Origin of the sequence: Legionella sp. km772, from assembly GCF_003989735.1 — a bacterium.
GTDB lineage: Bacteria > Pseudomonadota > Gammaproteobacteria > Legionellales > Legionellaceae > Legionella.
This window is the reverse complement of the sequence record NZ_RZGQ01000048.1, coordinates 1-18,069: the sequence shown is the minus strand read 5'-3', so window position 1 is coordinate 18,069 and position 18,069 is coordinate 1. Positions and strand designations below refer to the sequence as shown.

Genomic DNA, 18,069 nt, shown 5'->3' with positions numbered 1-18,069 from the left:
CTCTCCTGGCCTATGGACTTGTGGATAAGCCATTCTGAGAGTAAGGTGAATGAACTAACAAACCGGGAATAGCTCTTATTTTTCCTGAATTTTGTTCCAGATCCCCGGACCTAGCTAACTACAACTATTAAACAAAGAAAAAGAAAAAAACAAAGAGGCAGAAAAAAAAGAGGCTGCTGCTGAAGGAGCAAAACAACGCTGTAAGACTTGTTTTAAAGAAATTGCGCCTAAACGCCTTTGTTCAGGACATGGCGGAGGTAGTGGCGGTGGTGATAGTGCCACCTCTAGTAAGACATCTGAGGAAGAAGCAAATTCTGGTGAAGATAAGTCTCTTACTAAACCACGTAAAGTAGTTGAGACTACGGATGAAATGACAGGCGAGTTTAGTTCAGAAGAACTTGATTCAGAGTCTAGTTTTGACCCAGAAATAATTGCGGAGTTGATCGCCAAAGGACTATTGCTGGTTGATAATGATCGCGAATCAATGACCCTTACGATTAAATTGCTTTGTGAGCCTAATGTATTAACTGAAGAACAAAGAGATGAATTAAAAAAGTTCATGGAAGCAATTATAAAAGACTTTAATGAGTTTAAAGAGGAAAATCATCTTCCCGATGATTGCATGAAACTTATTCAAGATGAGAAAGGAAACATGCTTTCTCTTCGTATTACCATGCCCACATTAACCTTATACGATGCATTTATCCAACGGCTAGCAAATAATTTAGTGCCCATACCAAATCCGAAAGCACAAGAAAAAGATGAAGTCACGAAAGATCAAAGTCTTGCTCCAAATCCACTTTCAATGGAACCCAAGCCTTCTATCTCTAAACGAGAAAAAATTGAGCCTAATAAGGATATAGAAACTAAAAAGACGGAAGAAGAGGAACAAGAAATCTTTAACCCATCTCCCTTCAATATGAAACCTTGGTAAAATAAGTACGAAGAGTGGCGTGACAATTATTGGAGTTATTGAAATGATAAGCACTATAATTAACTTACACCACGTGGATAGATAGGTATCTATGATGACAATCTCCCAAGAGTTTATTAAAAGGCTAAAAAATGCCACTGGCAATGAGTCACTACCTATAAAGTTTTGGGCAGATTATTCTAACGATTCTGACACACCTACATTTCAAGATGTTTTAGATAAATACGCTGATTATTATAAAGGTTTATCTGTTGCACAACAAAAAGAGATGTCTAAAATATTTTGGGAACAAGTTAAAGATTTTGGCACCCCTATTATTGAAGAAAAATCCGATGGACAATCGGAGGTTTATTTTCTATTTCCTAGAGGTAAATTGTCAGATGTAGATGATAAGCCCGGTACAAAAAAAAACCTTTATCTTCAAGGTGATTTTCACGGCTATGGTTCTACATTAGAAGAAACTCAGGAGTTAACACAACTATCTGATACAGATGTCATGTGTCGTCGCAACACAATGCCGAAAGATGCGCTGGTAACCTATTATTATGTACAATTAGATCCTAAACATAGTAATAAAGAAGCCACACATTTTTATGGTGATGTTGCATATAGGCCGTCTTCATTTTTTCCTGTAATACCCAGCACAATACCAGTTGATAAACCTCCAGCAAAAACACGAGAAGAATTACAGGCAGCAGATACATTATTCTACGGTGTGGGGTGTGGATTAATTAAGATGTCTATCGATCCAACAACAATGGATTCAGACGAGTTAAGCACCATCTTAGAACACAAGCAATCCTATGTTTTATTTGAACAACAATTATTATATATTGACACAAATTTGAAGATAACAACGTTACCAACGGAAGAGCCTTTTCAACTCGAAGCGATATTTCCTGCCGAGGCTAATAAGTTACAATTTGTATCGCAAAGTAATATAGCCAAGATATGGTCTTTAACAGGACATCCACCTCCAGTTAGTGCACTATCAGATGAGTTTAGTAAATATCAAAAAATTTATGATGATAAATCCAGCTTTTTCTGCGCCGATCCTGATAAAGACATATCAACATTAGGACTACCAGTTAATGATAAAAATATTGCCTTTGATTTTGGCAAATTTTTTTCTGACGCAGCAAACAAAGCGCGTGTTTCTCTTGTGAGTGTAGATGATAAAATTGTAGACCCTTCTAATCTTGAAGATCCTTCTAAAATCTCTCGCTCTATACAAGTTTTCGCACCTCAAGGTGAGGGCGACATCGATCAAGTTGTTATAATTAGTGATGGCAGGTATTACCAATTAGGTAATACCGTTGAGCGTCTTGATAAGTTGCTTAGTAAGAATACTGCGGTCATTTTCATTACACCAGAGCAAGGTATAGAAGCAGAAGCGATAAAGAAAGGTGTTGAATTTGAACCAGCAGATGCATTAACTGGAATGGGAGCAAGGACAGTTGATCTTAAATATAGGCTTGATGAATATGCAAAGTTTATTCATCAAGAATTACTGCCTGAGTTAGTGAAGCGCGGGATCAAAATACCAACTGATCCTGATAAAAGAGTCTTGGTAGGTGCCAGTTTAGGTGGAACTGCTAGTATTTACATGGGGATGGAGCATCCTGAATGGTTTGGCAAAGTAGTAGCACAGTCACCATCAATAAATAATAGGGGAAAACTTGAAAAAATAATTGATAGTGGAAAAAAGCCACCGCCACCTGAAATTTATCTTAGTTGTGGCGAATTTGAAAGTCCAAAGTACGCTAAAAACCTAAATATTCCTTTTGCTGAAGAATTAGCTGAGCACTTAGGTGTTAAGCTACACACATCACCCCACGGTCATCAAATGGAGGCATGGAGTCCTCAGTTAGAAGATGCGTTGCCTGCGCTTGGTCTTAGCCTTGATTTGGCTCCTATAAAAACAATGATTGAGCAGGCTAAGATCCCCGGTGTAACCTTGGCACGAGTATCTGGTGACGGAGATATTGCCACAGAGACAGCAGGTGTTATTAATACCAACACCGGCGAAGCGGTTACGGATAGCACTGTATTTCAAGCAGCCTCGCTTAGTAAGCCTGTTTTTGCTTATATTGTTTTAAAAATGGTTGAGGATGGTAAGTTCAGTCGGCTAGGTGAAGCACCGGAAAGTGGCCTTGACCGACCTCTTCATGAAATATGTGATTTTGGCCCACCCGAACTACGGGATCATCCTAATTATAAATTACTGACCCCACGTAACTTATTATCGCACCAAGCTAGCCTGCCTAATTGGTTTAAACCAGATGAGCCGGAAGCGTATGTTGGGGCAACAGATGTTGCGACAGTAGAAACTAGTTTTAATTATTCAGGCTTAGCTTATTGCTTTTTGAATGAGGTTGTTGAGCATATCGCAGGGAAGCCTCTAGATGAGTTATCACGAGAAGTGTTTGATGACGAATCATTAGAAATGAACCACACCAGCTTTGTACCATTTCCAGAAGAATCTGATAAACAAACAAAACGCGCTGTTGGCCATAAGGCAGATGGATCTCCAGATGAAAGAGCACCTTCCTTACCAAGTCGGGCAAATCCAGCCGCTTCATTAGTAACGACCTCCGAAGATTATGCGAAATTTTTAAACGCATGTCTTCATGATGAATTTATTCGAAGTCATATGTTTGAGCCACAACTTAATTTAGCAGGAAAAGATCAAAAAGCCATGGATGCCAAGGTGTCAGAAGAAACGTTACACCAGATCAGTTGGGGTATTGGTATGGGACTACAAACTGCTGATAATGGCGATCCTATTGCATTTCACTGGGGTGATAATGAAACATCCAGAGCATTCACTGCAATTAATTTACGAACCAATGAAGCAGTAGTTTGCTTCACTAACAGCGAGAATGGCCCATCAGTTTTTCAACAAATTGCAGAGCCTGTGGTCGGTTCACTAACGCCTGTCAGTCAATGGCTTTCCCGCCGCGAAGGATTGATTTTTGCAGAAGATCGTGTGAGCCATGATACACAACTTACCATCACACCAAAAACAACAGGACAATACAAAGATAAAATGCAAGAAATAAGGAAGACTGAGCCAGGATATATGGCTTCAACAGAGTCTTCTCGAGCAAAAGAAAGAGAAAAATATAGTCCTTTTCAGACGACCCCCAAACCCCCATGGAAACTATAATACAAAAATGAAAACTAATCTTGCTAGCCAAGAAAATTGATAGCTAGAGAAGAATGGCATATAGTTACGCATAACTCATTTACCTACGGTAGAAAGAGTTGAGCAACGGCTCTGCCAGCGCTCTAGCGTTAATAGCCTCTAGTAGCCTAGCGGTTGGGGAATCCCGACTGGCACAGCGGTTATCTTTGGATGGTTGAATTGGCTTATTTCTTGCTGATTGATGGCGTTCACGGTGAAGTGTATTAACATACCGATTAGTTGTAATGATTGACTGATGACCAGCATCATCTCGAACGTGATTCAGAGGTCTACTCTTTACATCTTCAGAAATAGCAGTATGCCTGAGCCAGTGGACTGTAACTTCACGCATTCCGTCTGATTCATCTGGATGAGATACAGCCAGAATTTCAGCAGCTTTATCAAAACAAAGTTGCAGAATTCTTCGAACTGCACGCGTATTAGTCATTGGCCCATAATCTCTTAGTTTAGGAATTAGTGGGGTATAAGTAGAATAAACCAGATCTTGCAGATTTAAAAAAGGGCTGTCGTAATGATTAAGTTAATATTAAATAGTATCTTTCTAGATAGCATCGTCTTAGCCCCCCGGCCTGGGGGCTAAGACGATGCTAATAAAACCTGACCTTAAAGATGAAAAAATCATTGCGTGTTTACAGGATGCATATGGATTGACTGTGGAAAAGATAGCGTTTCTGCCTCTTGGCGCTGATTTCAATACAGCTGTTTATCAGGTCACGACAAGCAGCCAAGTGGATTACTTCCTAAAGTTACGACGCGGTGAATTTATTGATGCTTCAGTTTCAGCTCCTAAATATCTTGCTGACTTGGGTATTAAGCAAGTGATCCCGCCTCTTGCAACCAAGACAAGGCAACTTTGGACAAGCTTGGCATCCTTTAAGGCGATTCTCTACCCTTATGTCAAGGGTTGTAATGGCGTAGAAGCCAAACTATCAGAAGATCAGTGGGTTCAATTTGGGGCGGCCATTAAAAAGCTTCACAGCACCGATATTCCAAACACCCTAACAAGTGGCACACCACGAGAAGTATTTTCTTCCAAATGGCGAGAAACCGTCAAAGCATTTCTTATGCGCATTGAAAATGAGGTTTTTGAAGAGCCTGTTGCTGTAAAAATGGCATTGTTCCTGAAATCCAAAAGTAGTGAAATACTTAAACTTGTTGAACGCGCTGAAAAGCTTGCGGCAACGCTCCAAAAGCAGCACCTCGAATATATTTTATGCCATGCAGATATCCATGGCTGGAACTTGATTGTTGATAAAGAAGGAGCCCTTTATATTGTTGACTGGGATACCCTCATCTTTGCCCCCAAAGAACGTGATTTGATGTTTGTCGGCGCGGGTATTTGGGACAGCGGTCGCACAGCCACTGAAGAGGAATCACTATTTTATCAGGGCTATGGCCAAACAAAGATAAACCAGGATGCCATTTGCTACTATCGTTTTGAACGTATTATTCAGGACATCGCCGATTATTGTGAATACATCTTTCTGTCTGATGAAGGTGGTGACGATCGGATGCAATGCTTTGAACACTTACAGCCCGTTTTTCTACCAAATGGTGCAATAGAGAGAGCTTGTCAGTCCGACAAGACGAGGAAAGTTTTATGATGTTATATTTTATAGGCGGTGCCAGTGGCAGTGGTAAAACAGCGGTAATGCCACATCTAAAAAAACTTTTGGCAGATAATATTGCCGTTTATGATTTTGACGATATTGGAGTCCCTGAGGGTGCTGATAAAAAATGGCGTCAGGAGTCTACAGAAAAATGGCTGCAGAAATTATTAAGCGATGGCAAAGATGCCTGCTTGCTTGGTCAAATTGTTTTAGGTGAGATTCTGGCGTGCCCTTCTGCTAAACAGATAGGTAAAATCAATTTTTGCCTTTTGGATGTGAGTGATTTTGAACGAATTCAACGTCTTAAACAACGTAATACGTATGGTACTGATCAAAATATGTTGAATTGGTCTTCTTGGCTTCGCATGCATCACCAAGATCCTCAGTGGATGCAGCATGTATTGAAAGAAAATTGTTGGAGCGATTTGTCTTTTAGTGCCTGGGATCAATTGGCAGATTGGAATAACAAAGCATTCGTGAAAACCTTAGATACAACAAGAATGGCAATAAATCAGGTCGCGGAATCTATTGCTGATTGGATTATTCAAAAAAATGATCAAACTGCGGAGTTAATACTAAACAGCACATACAAAATAATTGTCGATCACAAACCTAATCAAGCTGACAATGATGCTGTGGTAGAGGGACTTGTTGTTCATTATGAACGCCTAATGGGTGAGACTAGAGACAAAGAGTTTTCAGTGTTTTTAAAAAATGATTTGGGAGAGATACTTGGCGGCATACAAGCACATTTTGATACTGAATCAGTCTATATTGAAGTGTTATGGATTGATGAAAAACTCAGAAAACAAGGTTATGGTACAAAGTTAATAAATGCGGCAGAACAAGAAGCTGTTAAGCATAGTTGTGTTTCCTCTATAACGGATACTTGGTCCTTTCAAGCAGAGGAATTTTATTTAAAAAATGGCTATGTGCGTATGGGTGAAATTAAAAAATATTGGCGTGAACATTCAAGAATTTTTCTTAGGAAGATGTTATGAGTTTGGAAATTGCTATTAGTAATGAAAAAGAAACGCAGTTTGTTGATGATAAAATTGTTACCTTCAATAGAAGCCATGCTCCATTTACACAGGACAACAATTTTGTAAGTTTAAATTTTCATATTAAGGACGAAAACGGCTCTGTAATAGCTGGAATAAACTCATTAATGTATTGCTGGGGAATGCTCTATGTCGATGTTTTGTTCGTTGAGGAAAGTCATCGTGGCCAACAACTTGGAAGCCTTTTGCTGAAAAAAGTTGAGGACGAAGCTAAATCAATGGGGGCTAGTCTTTCGCATTTAGATACGTTTGATTGGCAAGCCAAAGACTTTTATTTGAAAGCAGGGTATGAAATCTTTGGTGTTCTTGAAGCCTGTCCGCCAGGCCACAAACGGTATTATATGAAAAAAATATTATGAAAGTTAGGGTAACAAGATGAACAATCAAGGAAAATCTTACGATAACATTGCAGTTGGCTTTGCTAACATGCGCGATTCTTTTAATACTGAACAAAAATACCTCGATGCTTTAATAAATTATATACCGGAAAAATCACACATCCTTGATATTGGTTGTGGCTCCGGGTTTCCTATTGCGGATTATTTTATTGAAAAAAACTTTGAGGTTACCGGCGTTGATGGGTCGCAAGAATTACTAAACATCGCTAAAAAGAAATGCCCGAAAATGCGTGGCTTATATGGTGATGTTCGCACTATTGAATTCAATGAAACTGTTGATGCTATTGTCGAGTGGTGGTGTCTTTTTCATCTTCCAAAATCGGACCATGAGCTTATGATTACTCGTTTCGCTGAGTGGTTAAAGCCAGGGGGGATACTTGAGTTTACAAGCGGTGATAGTGAATATGAATGGACTGACAGTAACATGCTCAATCAAGAGCTTCATTTTTACAGCCTAGGCCCTAATGTTTATGAACAGTATCTTAAAAAATATGGCTTTGAAATTCTCTTAAAAGAAAGCGATCAAGAGCATCATCTTGTTTGGATAGCAAAAAAAAATGGCTAACTATAGTAACCATAAAGACTGAGGCCAGTAAAAATCGTGGTGGATCAAAGATAATTATCGAGGCAGAGAGGATCACAAATGAACAAATTTATTATTTCAATGATTGTTTTTTTTACTATGAATGGCCTGCAGTGCTTCGCAGCCGACACCAATCAGATCCAGGCTAAAAAATCTGATGAATATTATATGCAAATAGCCATTGATCTGGCAAAAAACAATCCAAAGGCTCCTTTTGCTGCCCTCATCGTTGACAATCAAACAGGTAAAATCTTGTCAAAAGGACTCAATGCAAGCAAAGTTAATCCAACTTTCCATGGGGAGATGGTGGCAATCAACAATTGCGTTAAAGAACATCCTCAGGTGGATTGGTCACAAGTGACTCTATACACCACGGCCGAGCCTTGCTCGATGTGCCAAAGCGCTGTTGTTTGGACAAAAATACCAAGAGTTGTATTTGCCACTTCTTTTGAATATTTAATAAACCATGGTTGGAATCAAATTAATATTCGTGCCGCAGAAATTAATAAGAGGTCATCCTTCTATAAAGGAACAATTACTGGTGGAATTCTTGCCAGTCAATCAAACGTCCTATTTGACAGATTGTAGGTCTCTTAATTCTTTTGCTTTAATAAATAATTGATTGCACTCTGCTTCTTTGACGCCACCAATAAGCTCACAAGTATAAAAATTCGGTGTCTTTGAAAAAATTTCTGTAGCTCTAACCTCAATTTGTCGACCAAATAAATCATGGAGGAAAGGAATAGATGTGCCATACACTACTTTTGGAATCATTGCCCAGTAAATCGCAGCAGCACACATAGGGCAAGGTTCAGCGGTAGTATAGAGGCTTAGCTTGCTAACATCACCATTGAAGCCATTATTAAACAAAGTATGGATAACAGATAGTTCACCATGCATTAATGGATGATGGTGTGCACTATTAACCGATTTCAATAAAATTTCTTTATTGTCATAAACAATGATCGCACCATAAGGCGCTACAGGATTTGATGCAGCTATCTCTATTGTTGTCGTCATAAAATCATGTAAGTATTTATCCATCATTTCTCCGCTTTGGTGGAATATAATTTTCTGCAAATTTGTTTGCACTCAGTTTGTAATTAGTGTCAATCCTGAATGGATTTAAATTCGATAGTTCATCATAAATATCGACTTTTTCTTTTACTTTGAGAAAATAAATCAGCAGGATTGAAACCGGTGCCAGCAAAACTTCATAGGATATTTTGTAAGCGTCTTCAAAGATAATGATGCTGCTTAGTTTTTCGGTGGGTACTATGCCATAGAAAGCGACCAATGAAAAAAGACTGACATCAATAATGATTCCAAAGGCTGAAGAAGTAGCAATTCTCGTCCATACGGTAGTAATAAACTCTTTTTTTAGCGAAATACCTCTCTTTCGTTGTCTGGATTTAATAATGGAAATTACCGTTGAATTAATAGTCATACCAAGAAAAAAAGCTGTGGCTGAGGCAATAAACATGCGCGCCTGATTATGCAAAATCGCCCTAAAAGAATCATTTTCATGAATAGCGAGCAAGTTTGTTATCCAAACATCAAAAACAAACAGTAGGTTGCAAAAAATAACAAACAGGATCATCTGCTTGGTGCGCTCAATGCCATACACATCAGTCATCATGTCTGCTGCTAAGTAAGCCAGTGAAAAAACAATGCCTCCAACATTAATGGTCAGAAACCCTATTGAGATGAATTTAGCCGCCATTGTTTTTGATGCAATAAAAAATACGATACTCGAACAAAACAGAATATGATGGTATTTAAATGCGTTGCTATCTTTCAATGAATGCTGTTGTGGCCTAAATTTGAATAGACCATTATCAGCGTCGCTCAAAGCTTCGATTTGCTCAATTTTAGAAATCAGATCACATAACATCTGGAAGAAGAGATTCAAAAAACAGAAGATCATTAATCCAATGATCAACTCTAATTTATTCACTTCATCTTGGGGATTAAGCCAAAGCATATTCAGCATAAAAAAGATAAGCAATGAAGAAAAAAATACATATTGGCTTTGCTTTATATTCATGCGTGTTGGTAGTAGGACACAACCCCATAAGAATAATGAGCTTTTTACAATATAAAAAAAATCTCTGCCGAGTACTTGTGTATATACTTCTTGCATCTTCCAGAATGATGATGCTGGTAACCAAATGGCAAATTTTAAAAACAAAATATAAACGGCATGGAACAAAATCACTAAATAAACCGTATGTCGAAGGTATGCCAACCCATAGACACTGTGGATCAATCGCAACACAAAAAAAACTACAGGCCACCACAAAAACTCTGAGGATATTGTCACACCAAAGATATTAATAACTTGAACCTCAGCGGGGATCGTTATTAAAGAAAAGAAAACTGCAAAACCTAGCAACGTATGAAATACCTTAAACTGAAGCGGGGTTTTTGATTTACCAGCCAAGACGTTAGTCATCGATAAACACCCGCTTGAGGCCAGTAACACATTTTGCTTTTAAATTAGGGTCTTTCTGTTTTGAAACCACAAGCTTTTCTGCATTTGAACCAAATTGTTGACCCATATCAAAAACAATGCGGGGATCAACAAGATAAATCATATCGGATTTCACAAAATCAGCGACGGTCATTTCCTGATTAACGCGTTTATTGGCAACATGAAAAGCAACCGATAATTCGTTGCTGTTTGGGTCAGTAAAAATATTATCAATACGGATAAGGTAAGGCTCTCTGACTTGACCAACAAACCTGACAACAACATGCTGGTAAATAAACCGTAAAAATTTGTTTATTTGATTCAACTTCTCCATCTTTACATCCTTACAACTTATTTTTTAGTGCGCAATTTTTGATGTACCTCAAGGATTACGCCAACAACGGTGTACAATTTTTTATCGAAAATTTCTACGGGTAGCTTAGGGTTAATCGGATACAGATAGCGCTGATCACCTTCTTGCACGTATTTCTTTATCAAATAATGATCGGCGTTGTTGTTTTTTTTAATCAAAATATAAGAGCGATCATCTGGAGCCACATCTCGATTAATAATCAGTAGCGAATTTTGCTGGAAAGTGGGTTCATACAAGTCCGTATCAAGCGCTAGCGTGAAATAATCTCCGGCAATATCATTGGGTACCCAGCGATACCACTCTTTTATCATTTTCTCTGGATGACTCAATTCAAAAATTGGTAACGTTTGTGTCGCTGTTAATCCTTGTGAAGTACCTTCTTTCACAATAGGTGCCAAACCAAGTAATTGTTCAATAGTGATGTCAAAATAATTTGCAATTTGCAGCAAAGTGCTTGCTTTAGGATCGGTCACATCTCCATTTAGGATGCGAGTGATTTTATTAGTTGGAATTCCTAATTTCCGAGCAAGCGCAGCCGGCGTAAGTCTAATCTCACGTTCAATTAAATCTGTGAGCGTTTCCGCCAATGAAAGTTGATTAATATCGTTTAAAAGAATTGTTGACATACCTTGACTTAGTTACATTAATGTAATAGTTTACACCGATGTAATTAATTACACTGATGTAAAACTAGATATTAACACATCTGACGAAAATATCACGTGGTAAGAGATTACTAAGCAATTTTTCAAGTCATAACACAATAATAATTGTGGCTATTACAGGAGTGCCATCTTATGAAGTGCCAGTGCAAATTCAAAGTCACTATTTACAAAGGGATAATTGACTATTTATTGTCATCGACACATTTTACTTTAAAGGATATTGCTAATCATACAGGGTCGCCCATCAGCAGCATACGTTCAATTTATCATGATCAAATGATACCTTCACATTTTTCGTCCGAAATAGCTCTAACAAGGCTCTATCAGATTATCCTCGACATTCAAATGAACAAAAACAAATTGCATAGCGATAGCGAATAGGAGTAGTTCACATGAAAACACTGGATATCAATCAGGCGGCACAATTTTTTGGTGCACATAGAGAAACCATTAGACGTATGGCTGCCACTGGGAAATTACCTGGTGTCAAGGTTGGTAGAAGTTGGGTTTTTTTAGAACAAGATCTTGTGATGCATATTAGAAACAAGTACTCTAGCTGCGATGCGTCGCAGGGTGTCCATAATAGGAGTAGTAAAACATGGCGCTCTACAAAAGAGATGGGATCTGGTGGGTTGACATTTTCCACCAAGGAAAACGAGTACGTAAAAGTACTGGGACTGAAGTAAAGCAAGATGCTGAATATTTTCATGCTCAATTAAAACATGAGTTATGGACTGAAAAGCAGATAAAATCAATCCCCAATAAAACATGGATGGACGCAGTAATTCGATGGCTAGAGGAATCTGCGCATAAACGCAGTCTGAAAACGGATAAAATTCATTTAGCTTGGCTCGATCAACATTTTCGAACAAAAAAATTAACAGACATTGATCGTGACTTAATCGAATCTATTGCAAAAAAGAAGGAGCAATCGAACGTTACAGCAACGACGGTTAATCGGGTTCTGGAGTTAGTCAGAGCCATTTTAAACCGTGCTCAAAAAGAGTGGGGATGGTTAGAAGCATTACCCGTTATCCGAATGAGAAAAGTTGAAAATAAACGTATTCGTTGGTTAACCAAGAACGAAGCCAGTCAATTATTAAAAGAACTGCCAAGCCACCTCAAGGATATGGCTTCTTTTACCTTAATAACGGGTCTTCGGGAATCCAATGTGACTCAACTAAAATGGAGCGAAATTCATTTAGAAAAAAGGCATGCGCTTATTCATGCCGATGAATCTAAATCAAAACGCCCCATCCCTGTCCCATTGAGCCAACAAGCGATTGCGATACTAAAAGAGCAAATAGGTAAAAATCCTACGTATGTTTTTACCTATCAAGGACAGCCGGTGACACGCTGTAACAATCACGCGTGGCGAAAAGCATTAGAGCGTGCAGGCATTAGTGATTTTCGTTGGCATGATTTACGCCATACTTGGGCAAGTTGGCATGTCCAGAATGGTACACCGTTACACGAGCTGCAGCAATTGGGTGGTTGGTCAACTTATGAAATGGTGCTGCGTTACGCACACCTTTCTAGTGAGCATTTAAGAACGGCGGCAGAGCGTATTCATGATGTGTGTTTACCCGCGTAGTTGGTTTTCATGACACAGGTTTATGACACGTTTTTGCCACAGTAGATTGGTTTTTATGACACAGCGTCGAGCTAACTGTTTGATTTTAAAAGGATTAAATGGTGCGCTCGGAGGGACTCGAACCCCCGACACCTTGGTTCGAAGCCAAGTACTCTATCCAGCTGAGCTACGAGCGCAGTTCGGGTAATGCGTTTTTTTCTGGTCTTTTGACCAATATGGTGGGCCGTGTAGGATTCGAACCTACGACACAGAGGTTAAAAGCCTCCTGCTCTACCACCTGAGCTAACGGCCCTTACGGGATGTTCATTTGAAAATACAACTTAATAAACCGTGGTAGGTTTATTAATCTTGGTGGGCCGTGTAGGATTCGAACCTACGACACAGAGGTTAAAAGCCTCCTGCTCTACCACCTGAGCTAACGGCCCTAAAGAGGCTGAAATCATACCGGATCAGGGAAAAAATTCAAGTCTTTTATTTAATTTTTTCATCTATTTACAGAGTGTTTTTTTTACGAGCATGTCTTAATACGAACTAAGTTATTAATTATTCAATAGTTTGTTTGATTTTTGCGTTAAATTAATTTCTGATGCAAGTATTTTTTTATTCAGGCGCAAGAGTTTCATTTTTAATGAAGCAACTTGATTCTTTAAACAAATGATTAAAATAATATCAGCTCCTAAGGCGCCACATCCTTTAACTGCTAAAACCTCTGGGTAGCTACGGAACTCTTCAATTAATTCTAAACTATGGTGTGCGACTAAATTTAGCCTGTTTAACTCATGATGATAAGCATTTATTGACTCAATGAATAAGAGGCTGTTGTTTTGCTCAAAGGCATGCTTGGCTTTATCTACAATTGCTGATAGCTCATCAGTAGGAATATTTAGATTTATCTCTTGTAAATGATGATGGGTTGCTAGTTTAATGCCTGTGTGAATGAGCTGGAAAGATAAATCATTAAAATTCCATGCATAAGAGTGAATTTGTATTTTGTCTTTATTAACAAAAACACAGCCGTATTGCGTTTGAGCGATTACATCATAACCGCTCGGTCTTGCACCTTGGCCATTCCATGCACATTCGTAGTATGCTTCAAGCATGGCCTTTAAGCTGGGTTGTTCTTGTTTTAGATAAGTACTGGCTAAGTAGGCACCAATAAATTGTGCACTCGATGCTCCAAGGCCTCCACAGCCCTGATAGGGATCTTTAAAAAATAACGCGTAATTATTAAGGTGTTGTTTGTCCCACCAACGGCCAGCTGGTGATTCTGGATGAATAGCGGCCGTTGGTTGTTGAGCTATGGTTAACTCAAAACAGGGTGAGGTGGCCGCTAGAAGGGCTGATGCGCCTTCCAGTGCCGCATATTCACCAAGTAAGAAGGTTTTGGCAGGAATAGTCCACTTCATACTGCAGCGGAGGCCTGACGTATTTCGTTCAATAAGTCATAAGCATTATTGACACTGACCCGTTTATACATGTTTAACCATTCTTGTAAACGGATTTTTAGCTCAGGGATCTCTTTTTCATTCGCATCAGTGACTAACAATAAATTATCAATATGCAATTTCATGTGCCCTTGAATAATTCCGTCAGTACATAAGGCTTTGAGCGCACCTAAATTTTGTACTAAACCAACTGCTGCGATAATTTTGGATAAATGATTAGCAGATGTAATGTTCATCATCCGCAAACACATTTTTGCCGTAGGATGCAAAGAAGTAACTCCTCCGACTGTCCCAACAATAATTGGGGCAGTAAATTCGCCAATAAGTTGATTATTTCGATAGCGCCAAGTAGTAACCGCTTTATATTTACCGGTACGGGCAGTGTAAGCATGAATGCCCGCTTCAACAGCGCGCCAATCGTTCCCCGTTGCGATTAAAACAGGATCAATACCATTCATGACCCCTTTGTTGTGAGTGGCCGCCCGATAGGGATCCATTTCAGCAAATAGCGAGGCTTCTTCAATTTTATGGCCTAATTCAGGATCAATGTTATTAATAGTAACGTTGGCTGTAGTCAATTTTTGATCGTTTAAATTCGATAAAATGCACATGGTGACTTCCTCACCAGTAAGCTCTTCTATAGGATTTTTTAAGTATTCTAAAACTTGATTAATAATATTGGCACCCATGGCATCACAACTATCCATGGTAAGATGGATAACTGCCATATCATTGCCATCGTCCCTTTTTAAAAGACGAAGGTCTAGATCTCTAACACCTCCGCCTCGTTTTACCATAGTGGCAGCAACGTCTTCGTTGGCTTTTTTGATTAAATAACTGCGATTTTCTGCAAAAATATGCTGCAATTTTGCGAAGTTATTTACCTTTGCGAGTTGTATTTGCCCCAAAATACAGCTTCCTTGTACTGAGGTGGTGATAGATCCTTGTTGTCTAATCCATTTGGCGGTTTTTGATAAAGCCGCAATAATGGATGTTTCTTCAACCGCTAAAGGGATGACATAATCTTGTCCATCAATATTAAAATTAGTTGCGACACCTAAAGGGAGTTGGAAATAACCAATAACATTTTCTATAAGCTTATCGGCTAAGCCTGCTTCTTTTACACCGCCTTGTTTTAAGAAAGAGATGTCTTCCGGTGTCAAAGCGCCTAAAGTAAGTAAACGATTAAAGCGCTCTTCCTGAGATAGTTTTGAAAAGCCTTTAAATAAAGTATCGGCATTAGGGGCTAGAGACATATCTTCTCCTTTAAATCAGAAAGTACGAGGCTACCAGTACAAAACATTGCAGTTTTTAATTCATATTCAATTAAAGCCATTTTTTGTAGTACCTGTTCTGGCGATTGCAAAGCAACTTCAAGCATGGGTTTGGCAAAACCCACTGTAGTTGCGCCCAAGGCAAATAATTTGGCAGCATCTAAACCATGGCGAACTCCGCCAGAGCCCCAGATTTCGAAATGGGGCTTTATTTCCATAGCATTTTTAATGCTTTGGATAGTATCTATTCCCCAGTTACGAAAGGTAAGGGCTGTTTGATGTTTTATCTCATGGTGCGCAGCTCTGTATCCTTCAATACGACCCCAATGCGTTCCTCCCGTGCCACTAACATCAACAGCCTTTATTCCTAAATCATTTAGACGGGATAGGGTGCTTTTGGAGAAGCCACAACCAGTTTCTTTAATGATGATGGGCGTATCTAATTGTTGGGTAAGGTGCTTAAGAGCCTCCCAAGAGCCTTTAAAATCCGTAGTGCCTTCGGGTTGGATGCTTTCTTGCAGCGGGTTACAATGTATAATTAAAGCCGAGGCTTGTAAAGATTCAAGCAAACGTTCGATGGCCGCCAGGGGAGTGCCGATAATTTGGGCAATACCGAGGTTACTATATAAGCTTACTTTGGGGAAATCACGGCGAAGGCTCTCCCATTCTAAAGCGGCCTGTTTATCAGTTAACTCCCTACGTTGTGAACCTACACCCATTGCCCAATCTGCTTGGGAACAGGCCTCAATCAAGCAGCGATTTATATTAATGGCATTCGCATGCCCTGCTGTCATTGAGCTAATAATAAAAGGTTTTTGGACGGGTTGATTAAAGCGATGGCCTTGAATGGAGATATCTTTAAAATTAATATCAGGCAAGGCTTCATGAATCAAAGAATAAGTATCAAAGGCGTTTAATTCACTACTTTGGTTTGCAGGCATAAGCGCAAGTTCGATGTGATCACGTTTTCTTTGTTCAAATTGACTGTAGTCTTTAGCCATTGCCTAACTTCTAATTGAGGAAAAAATGAGCACAATTTTATCATAAAATAAGGTGCCAAGCCATCTGTCACTATTATATTTTAGCCTATAATGCTCTTTTACGGTGTGGGTAAGGGCTGAAAGTGATTAAATTTTTTGTAAAAGATAGTAAAAATAAAGTTTTTTTCCCCAATAAGTATCATTTCTTGCCGCTTTAGCAATAGGGCGCATGATAGGGGTTTTTACCCAAATTTTCCACCAAGGCAGAAAAGCCATACCCATGGAATTAGCAAGGTTGGTGGTCTCGGCGGCTAAAACTTTTGGATCAGTACCAAACATAGTAATACAGGTTTCAACAAATTTTTTTTCGTTTTTTATGAGTTTCATATAAATAGAATTTTGAACCAGTTTGGTAAGATCTTGTTTTAATACAACCCGGATATCGTTTCTGGATTTGAGGAAGTTATCTAATCGCTCTGACTGTAGCTTATTTTTAAGCTCTATGTCGGTATAGCAAAAAAAACCTCCGGGAATTAAAACGCGACATACCTCATGAAAAAAAAGTTCGAGATTAGGATATAAGTGAGAGCTTTCAATGTTGGTGATTAAATCGAAGCTTTCGTTTTCTAGAGGTAAATGTTCAGCATCACCTTGAATAAAGTCTACTTTATTTTCCATAGAAAAATTATTTTTTGCATTACGTACCAGAGGATGGGTTAAATCTATTCCGAGGGCATAATTGCTTTTTAATAATTGCGAGGACATTTTTAGACCAATCCCATTGCCTGGGCCAACTTCTAAAATTCGTTTGCCAAAGAAATATTGCTGGATTAAGGGCCTGAGGACATAATAAATTAATAAAGGGGAGTGAGCGCTTTGATAGGGGCATAAAGCTGCAAAATTATAATGTAAGTCGCTAAATTCTTTATATATCTGCTTATCCCAAAGCCCCCAATTTAAAAAAGTTCTGTTATAAATATTATTTGCTATGTAAGCATAACCTTGTTGTACGATTTCTTTGGCAGCTAGATTATCTTTACCTTCCGCGCGCAAGTTGCTATCAAGCACTTGATTTATTAAATGAGTAGCGTCTTCATAAGAGTTGGTTTTTGGCATGAATCTAAACTTTAGAATTTTAAATAGCTCATATAAACATAGCATTTATTGGTTAAATAATTCAAATCTAATAAGGTTAAGCATTTCCCTCGATAGTATACTTAGAATTCAAGTCGATTTGCTCTAAAAAATCCTCATCATGCGATATGATAACGAGAGGTCCTTGATATTTTTTAAGAACTTGAATGACATGGTTTCGGGTTTTCAAATCTAGGTTATTGCTTAATTCATCTAAAATAACTCATGTTACGCACATAAACTTGTAGTTTGACTAAAAAGCATTAGAATTCCGCCCTTAATTTTAGGGAGGGAATTAAATGGATATGCTTGATCTTTATAGTGATTATTTGATTTT

17 protein-coding genes and 3 tRNA genes are annotated in these 18,069 nt (G+C 38.7%); 9 read left to right on the top strand and 11 right to left on the bottom strand.

Annotated elements, in window-relative coordinates; genetic code table 11:
- Positions 1–370: 370 nt before the first annotated feature.
- From ELY15_RS07055 to ELY15_RS07025, 7 genes are all read left to right on the top strand, one after another.
- On the top strand, positions 371–934 hold the full coding sequence (locus ELY15_RS07055) for a hypothetical protein (RefSeq protein WP_370449399.1): 564 nt from the start codon (positions 371–373) through the stop codon (positions 932–934).
- Between the two features lie 91 nt (positions 935–1,025).
- The gene (locus tag ELY15_RS07050; RefSeq protein WP_127098956.1) at positions 1,026–4,103 is read left to right on the top strand and encodes a serine hydrolase; all 3,078 of its coding nucleotides are present in this window, start codon (positions 1,026–1,028) and stop codon (positions 4,101–4,103) included.
- A 623-nt stretch (positions 4,104–4,726) separates the two neighbouring features.
- Positions 4,727–5,746: an aminoglycoside phosphotransferase family protein gene (locus ELY15_RS07045; RefSeq protein WP_127098955.1), complete on the top strand. Its 1,020-nt coding sequence runs from the start codon at positions 4,727–4,729 to the stop codon at positions 5,744–5,746.
- Entirely contained in the window at positions 5,743–6,753 is a 1,011-nt protein-coding gene (locus ELY15_RS07040; protein WP_127098954.1) for an N-acetyltransferase, read from the top strand. The genes ELY15_RS07045 and ELY15_RS07040 overlap by 4 nt, the downstream gene beginning before the upstream one ends.
- Positions 6,750–7,172 carry a GNAT family N-acetyltransferase gene (locus ELY15_RS07035; protein ID WP_127098953.1) on the top strand — a complete coding sequence of 141 codons (423 nt, stop codon included), beginning with the start codon at positions 6,750–6,752 and terminating at the stop codon, positions 7,170–7,172. Before ELY15_RS07040 ends, ELY15_RS07035 begins: the two co-directional genes overlap by 4 nt.
- A gap of 16 nt (positions 7,173–7,188) precedes the next feature.
- Positions 7,189–7,776 carry a trans-aconitate 2-methyltransferase gene (locus ELY15_RS07030; protein WP_127098952.1) on the top strand — a complete coding sequence of 196 codons (588 nt, stop codon included), beginning with the start codon at positions 7,189–7,191 and terminating at the stop codon, positions 7,774–7,776.
- Positions 7,777–7,854: 78 nt separating this feature from the next.
- Positions 7,855–8,382, top strand: a complete 528-nt coding sequence (locus ELY15_RS07025; protein WP_199744184.1) for a nucleoside deaminase — start codon at positions 7,855–7,857, stop codon at positions 8,380–8,382.
- Here the strand turns inward: ELY15_RS07025 and ELY15_RS07020 are convergent.
- Genes ELY15_RS07020 through ELY15_RS07005 form a run of 4 tightly spaced genes read right to left on the bottom strand, consistent with a single transcriptional unit; the run spans position 8,365 to position 11,266 of the window.
- Positions 8,365–8,841, bottom strand: a complete 477-nt coding sequence (locus tag ELY15_RS07020) for a nucleoside deaminase (protein WP_233586557.1) — start codon at positions 8,839–8,841, stop codon at positions 8,365–8,367. The two genes, ELY15_RS07025 and ELY15_RS07020, sit on opposite strands and share 18 nt — an antisense overlap.
- Positions 8,831–10,249, bottom strand: coding sequence for a VUT family protein (locus ELY15_RS07015; protein WP_127098950.1), 1,419 nt, complete (start codon positions 10,247–10,249; stop codon positions 8,831–8,833). The genes ELY15_RS07020 and ELY15_RS07015 overlap by 11 nt, the downstream gene beginning before the upstream one ends.
- On the bottom strand, positions 10,242–10,601 hold the full coding sequence (locus tag ELY15_RS07010; RefSeq protein ID WP_127098949.1) for a hypothetical protein: 360 nt from the start codon (positions 10,599–10,601) through the stop codon (positions 10,242–10,244). Before ELY15_RS07010 ends, ELY15_RS07015 begins: the two co-directional genes overlap by 8 nt.
- 17 nt (positions 10,602–10,618) lie before the next feature.
- Positions 10,619–11,266, bottom strand: coding sequence for a helix-turn-helix domain-containing protein (locus tag ELY15_RS07005; protein WP_127098948.1), 648 nt, complete (start codon positions 11,264–11,266; stop codon positions 10,619–10,621).
- Between the two features lie 431 nt (positions 11,267–11,697).
- On the opposite strand from ELY15_RS07005, the gene ELY15_RS07000 reads away from it, so the two are divergent.
- Both ELY15_RS07000 and ELY15_RS06995 read left to right on the top strand, forming a co-directional pair.
- Positions 11,698–11,991, top strand: a complete 294-nt coding sequence (locus ELY15_RS07000; RefSeq protein WP_127098947.1) for a helix-turn-helix domain-containing protein — start codon at positions 11,698–11,700, stop codon at positions 11,989–11,991.
- Positions 11,904–12,899 carry a site-specific integrase gene (locus tag ELY15_RS06995; protein ID WP_127098946.1) on the top strand — a complete coding sequence of 332 codons (996 nt, stop codon included), beginning with the start codon at positions 11,904–11,906 and terminating at the stop codon, positions 12,897–12,899. The genes ELY15_RS07000 and ELY15_RS06995 overlap by 88 nt, the downstream gene beginning before the upstream one ends.
- A 99-nt stretch (positions 12,900–12,998) precedes the next feature.
- Here the strand turns inward: ELY15_RS06995 and ELY15_RS06990 are convergent.
- From ELY15_RS06990 to ELY15_RS06960, 7 genes are all read right to left on the bottom strand, one after another.
- A tRNA-Arg gene (locus ELY15_RS06990) sits at positions 12,999–13,075 on the bottom strand.
- A gap of 40 nt (positions 13,076–13,115) precedes the next feature.
- Positions 13,116–13,191: transfer RNA gene (locus ELY15_RS06985), tRNA-Lys, on the bottom strand.
- Between the two features lie 57 nt (positions 13,192–13,248).
- Positions 13,249–13,324 (bottom strand) — tRNA-Lys (locus tag ELY15_RS06980).
- Positions 13,325–13,438: 114 nt separating this feature from the next.
- Positions 13,439–14,305, bottom strand: coding sequence for a mevalonate kinase (locus tag ELY15_RS06975; RefSeq protein ID WP_127098945.1), 867 nt, complete (start codon positions 14,303–14,305; stop codon positions 13,439–13,441).
- On the bottom strand, positions 14,302–15,600 hold the full coding sequence (locus ELY15_RS06970) for a hydroxymethylglutaryl-CoA reductase, degradative (protein ID WP_127098944.1): 1,299 nt from the start codon (positions 15,598–15,600) through the stop codon (positions 14,302–14,304). Before ELY15_RS06970 ends, ELY15_RS06975 begins: the two co-directional genes overlap by 4 nt.
- The gene (fni, locus tag ELY15_RS06965; RefSeq protein WP_127098943.1) at positions 15,591–16,619 is read right to left on the bottom strand and encodes a type 2 isopentenyl-diphosphate Delta-isomerase; all 1,029 of its coding nucleotides are present in this window, start codon (positions 16,617–16,619) and stop codon (positions 15,591–15,593) included. The genes ELY15_RS06970 and fni overlap by 10 nt, the downstream gene beginning before the upstream one ends.
- A 126-nt stretch (positions 16,620–16,745) precedes the next feature.
- Complete coding sequence (locus ELY15_RS06960; protein WP_158617425.1) at positions 16,746–17,714, bottom strand: class I SAM-dependent methyltransferase; 969 nt, start codon at positions 17,712–17,714, stop codon at positions 16,746–16,748.
- Between the last annotated feature and the right edge of the window lie 355 nt (positions 17,715–18,069).

What these genes read in the sequence shown, in the direction of transcription:
- ELY15_RS07055 (WP_370449399.1), top strand. Translation starts at nt 371, where the DNA reads ATGACAGGCGAGTTTAGTTCAGAAGAACTTGATTCAGAGTCTAGTTTT.
- ELY15_RS07050 (WP_127098956.1), top strand. Translation starts at nt 1,026, where the DNA reads ATGATGACAATCTCCCAAGAGTTTATTAAAAGGCTAAAAAATGCCACT.
- ELY15_RS07045 (WP_127098955.1), top strand. Translation starts at nt 4,727, where the DNA reads ATGCTAATAAAACCTGACCTTAAAGATGAAAAAATCATTGCGTGTTTA.
- ELY15_RS07040 (WP_127098954.1), top strand. Translation starts at nt 5,743, where the DNA reads ATGATGTTATATTTTATAGGCGGTGCCAGTGGCAGTGGTAAAACAGCG.
- ELY15_RS07035 (WP_127098953.1), top strand. Translation starts at nt 6,750, where the DNA reads ATGAGTTTGGAAATTGCTATTAGTAATGAAAAAGAAACGCAGTTTGTT.
- ELY15_RS07030 (WP_127098952.1), top strand. Translation starts at nt 7,189, where the DNA reads ATGAACAATCAAGGAAAATCTTACGATAACATTGCAGTTGGCTTTGCT.
- ELY15_RS07025 (WP_199744184.1), top strand. Translation starts at nt 7,855, where the DNA reads ATGAACAAATTTATTATTTCAATGATTGTTTTTTTTACTATGAATGGC.
- ELY15_RS07020 (WP_233586557.1), bottom strand. Translation starts at nt 8,841, where the DNA reads ATGATGGATAAATACTTACATGATTTTATGACGACAACAATAGAGATA.
- ELY15_RS07015 (WP_127098950.1), bottom strand. Translation starts at nt 10,249, where the DNA reads ATGACTAACGTCTTGGCTGGTAAATCAAAAACCCCGCTTCAGTTTAAG.
- ELY15_RS07010 (WP_127098949.1), bottom strand. Translation starts at nt 10,601, where the DNA reads ATGGAGAAGTTGAATCAAATAAACAAATTTTTACGGTTTATTTACCAG.
- ELY15_RS07005 (WP_127098948.1), bottom strand. Translation starts at nt 11,266, where the DNA reads ATGTCAACAATTCTTTTAAACGATATTAATCAACTTTCATTGGCGGAA.
- ELY15_RS07000 (WP_127098947.1), top strand. Translation starts at nt 11,698, where the DNA reads ATGAAAACACTGGATATCAATCAGGCGGCACAATTTTTTGGTGCACAT.
- ELY15_RS06995 (WP_127098946.1), top strand. Translation starts at nt 11,904, where the DNA reads ATGGCGCTCTACAAAAGAGATGGGATCTGGTGGGTTGACATTTTCCAC.
- ELY15_RS06975 (WP_127098945.1), bottom strand. Translation starts at nt 14,305, where the DNA reads ATGAAGTGGACTATTCCTGCCAAAACCTTCTTACTTGGTGAATATGCG.
- ELY15_RS06970 (WP_127098944.1), bottom strand. Translation starts at nt 15,600, where the DNA reads ATGTCTCTAGCCCCTAATGCCGATACTTTATTTAAAGGCTTTTCAAAA.
- fni (WP_127098943.1), bottom strand. Translation starts at nt 16,619, where the DNA reads ATGGCTAAAGACTACAGTCAATTTGAACAAAGAAAACGTGATCACATC.
- ELY15_RS06960 (WP_158617425.1), bottom strand. Translation starts at nt 17,714, where the DNA reads ATGCCAAAAACCAACTCTTATGAAGACGCTACTCATTTAATAAATCAA.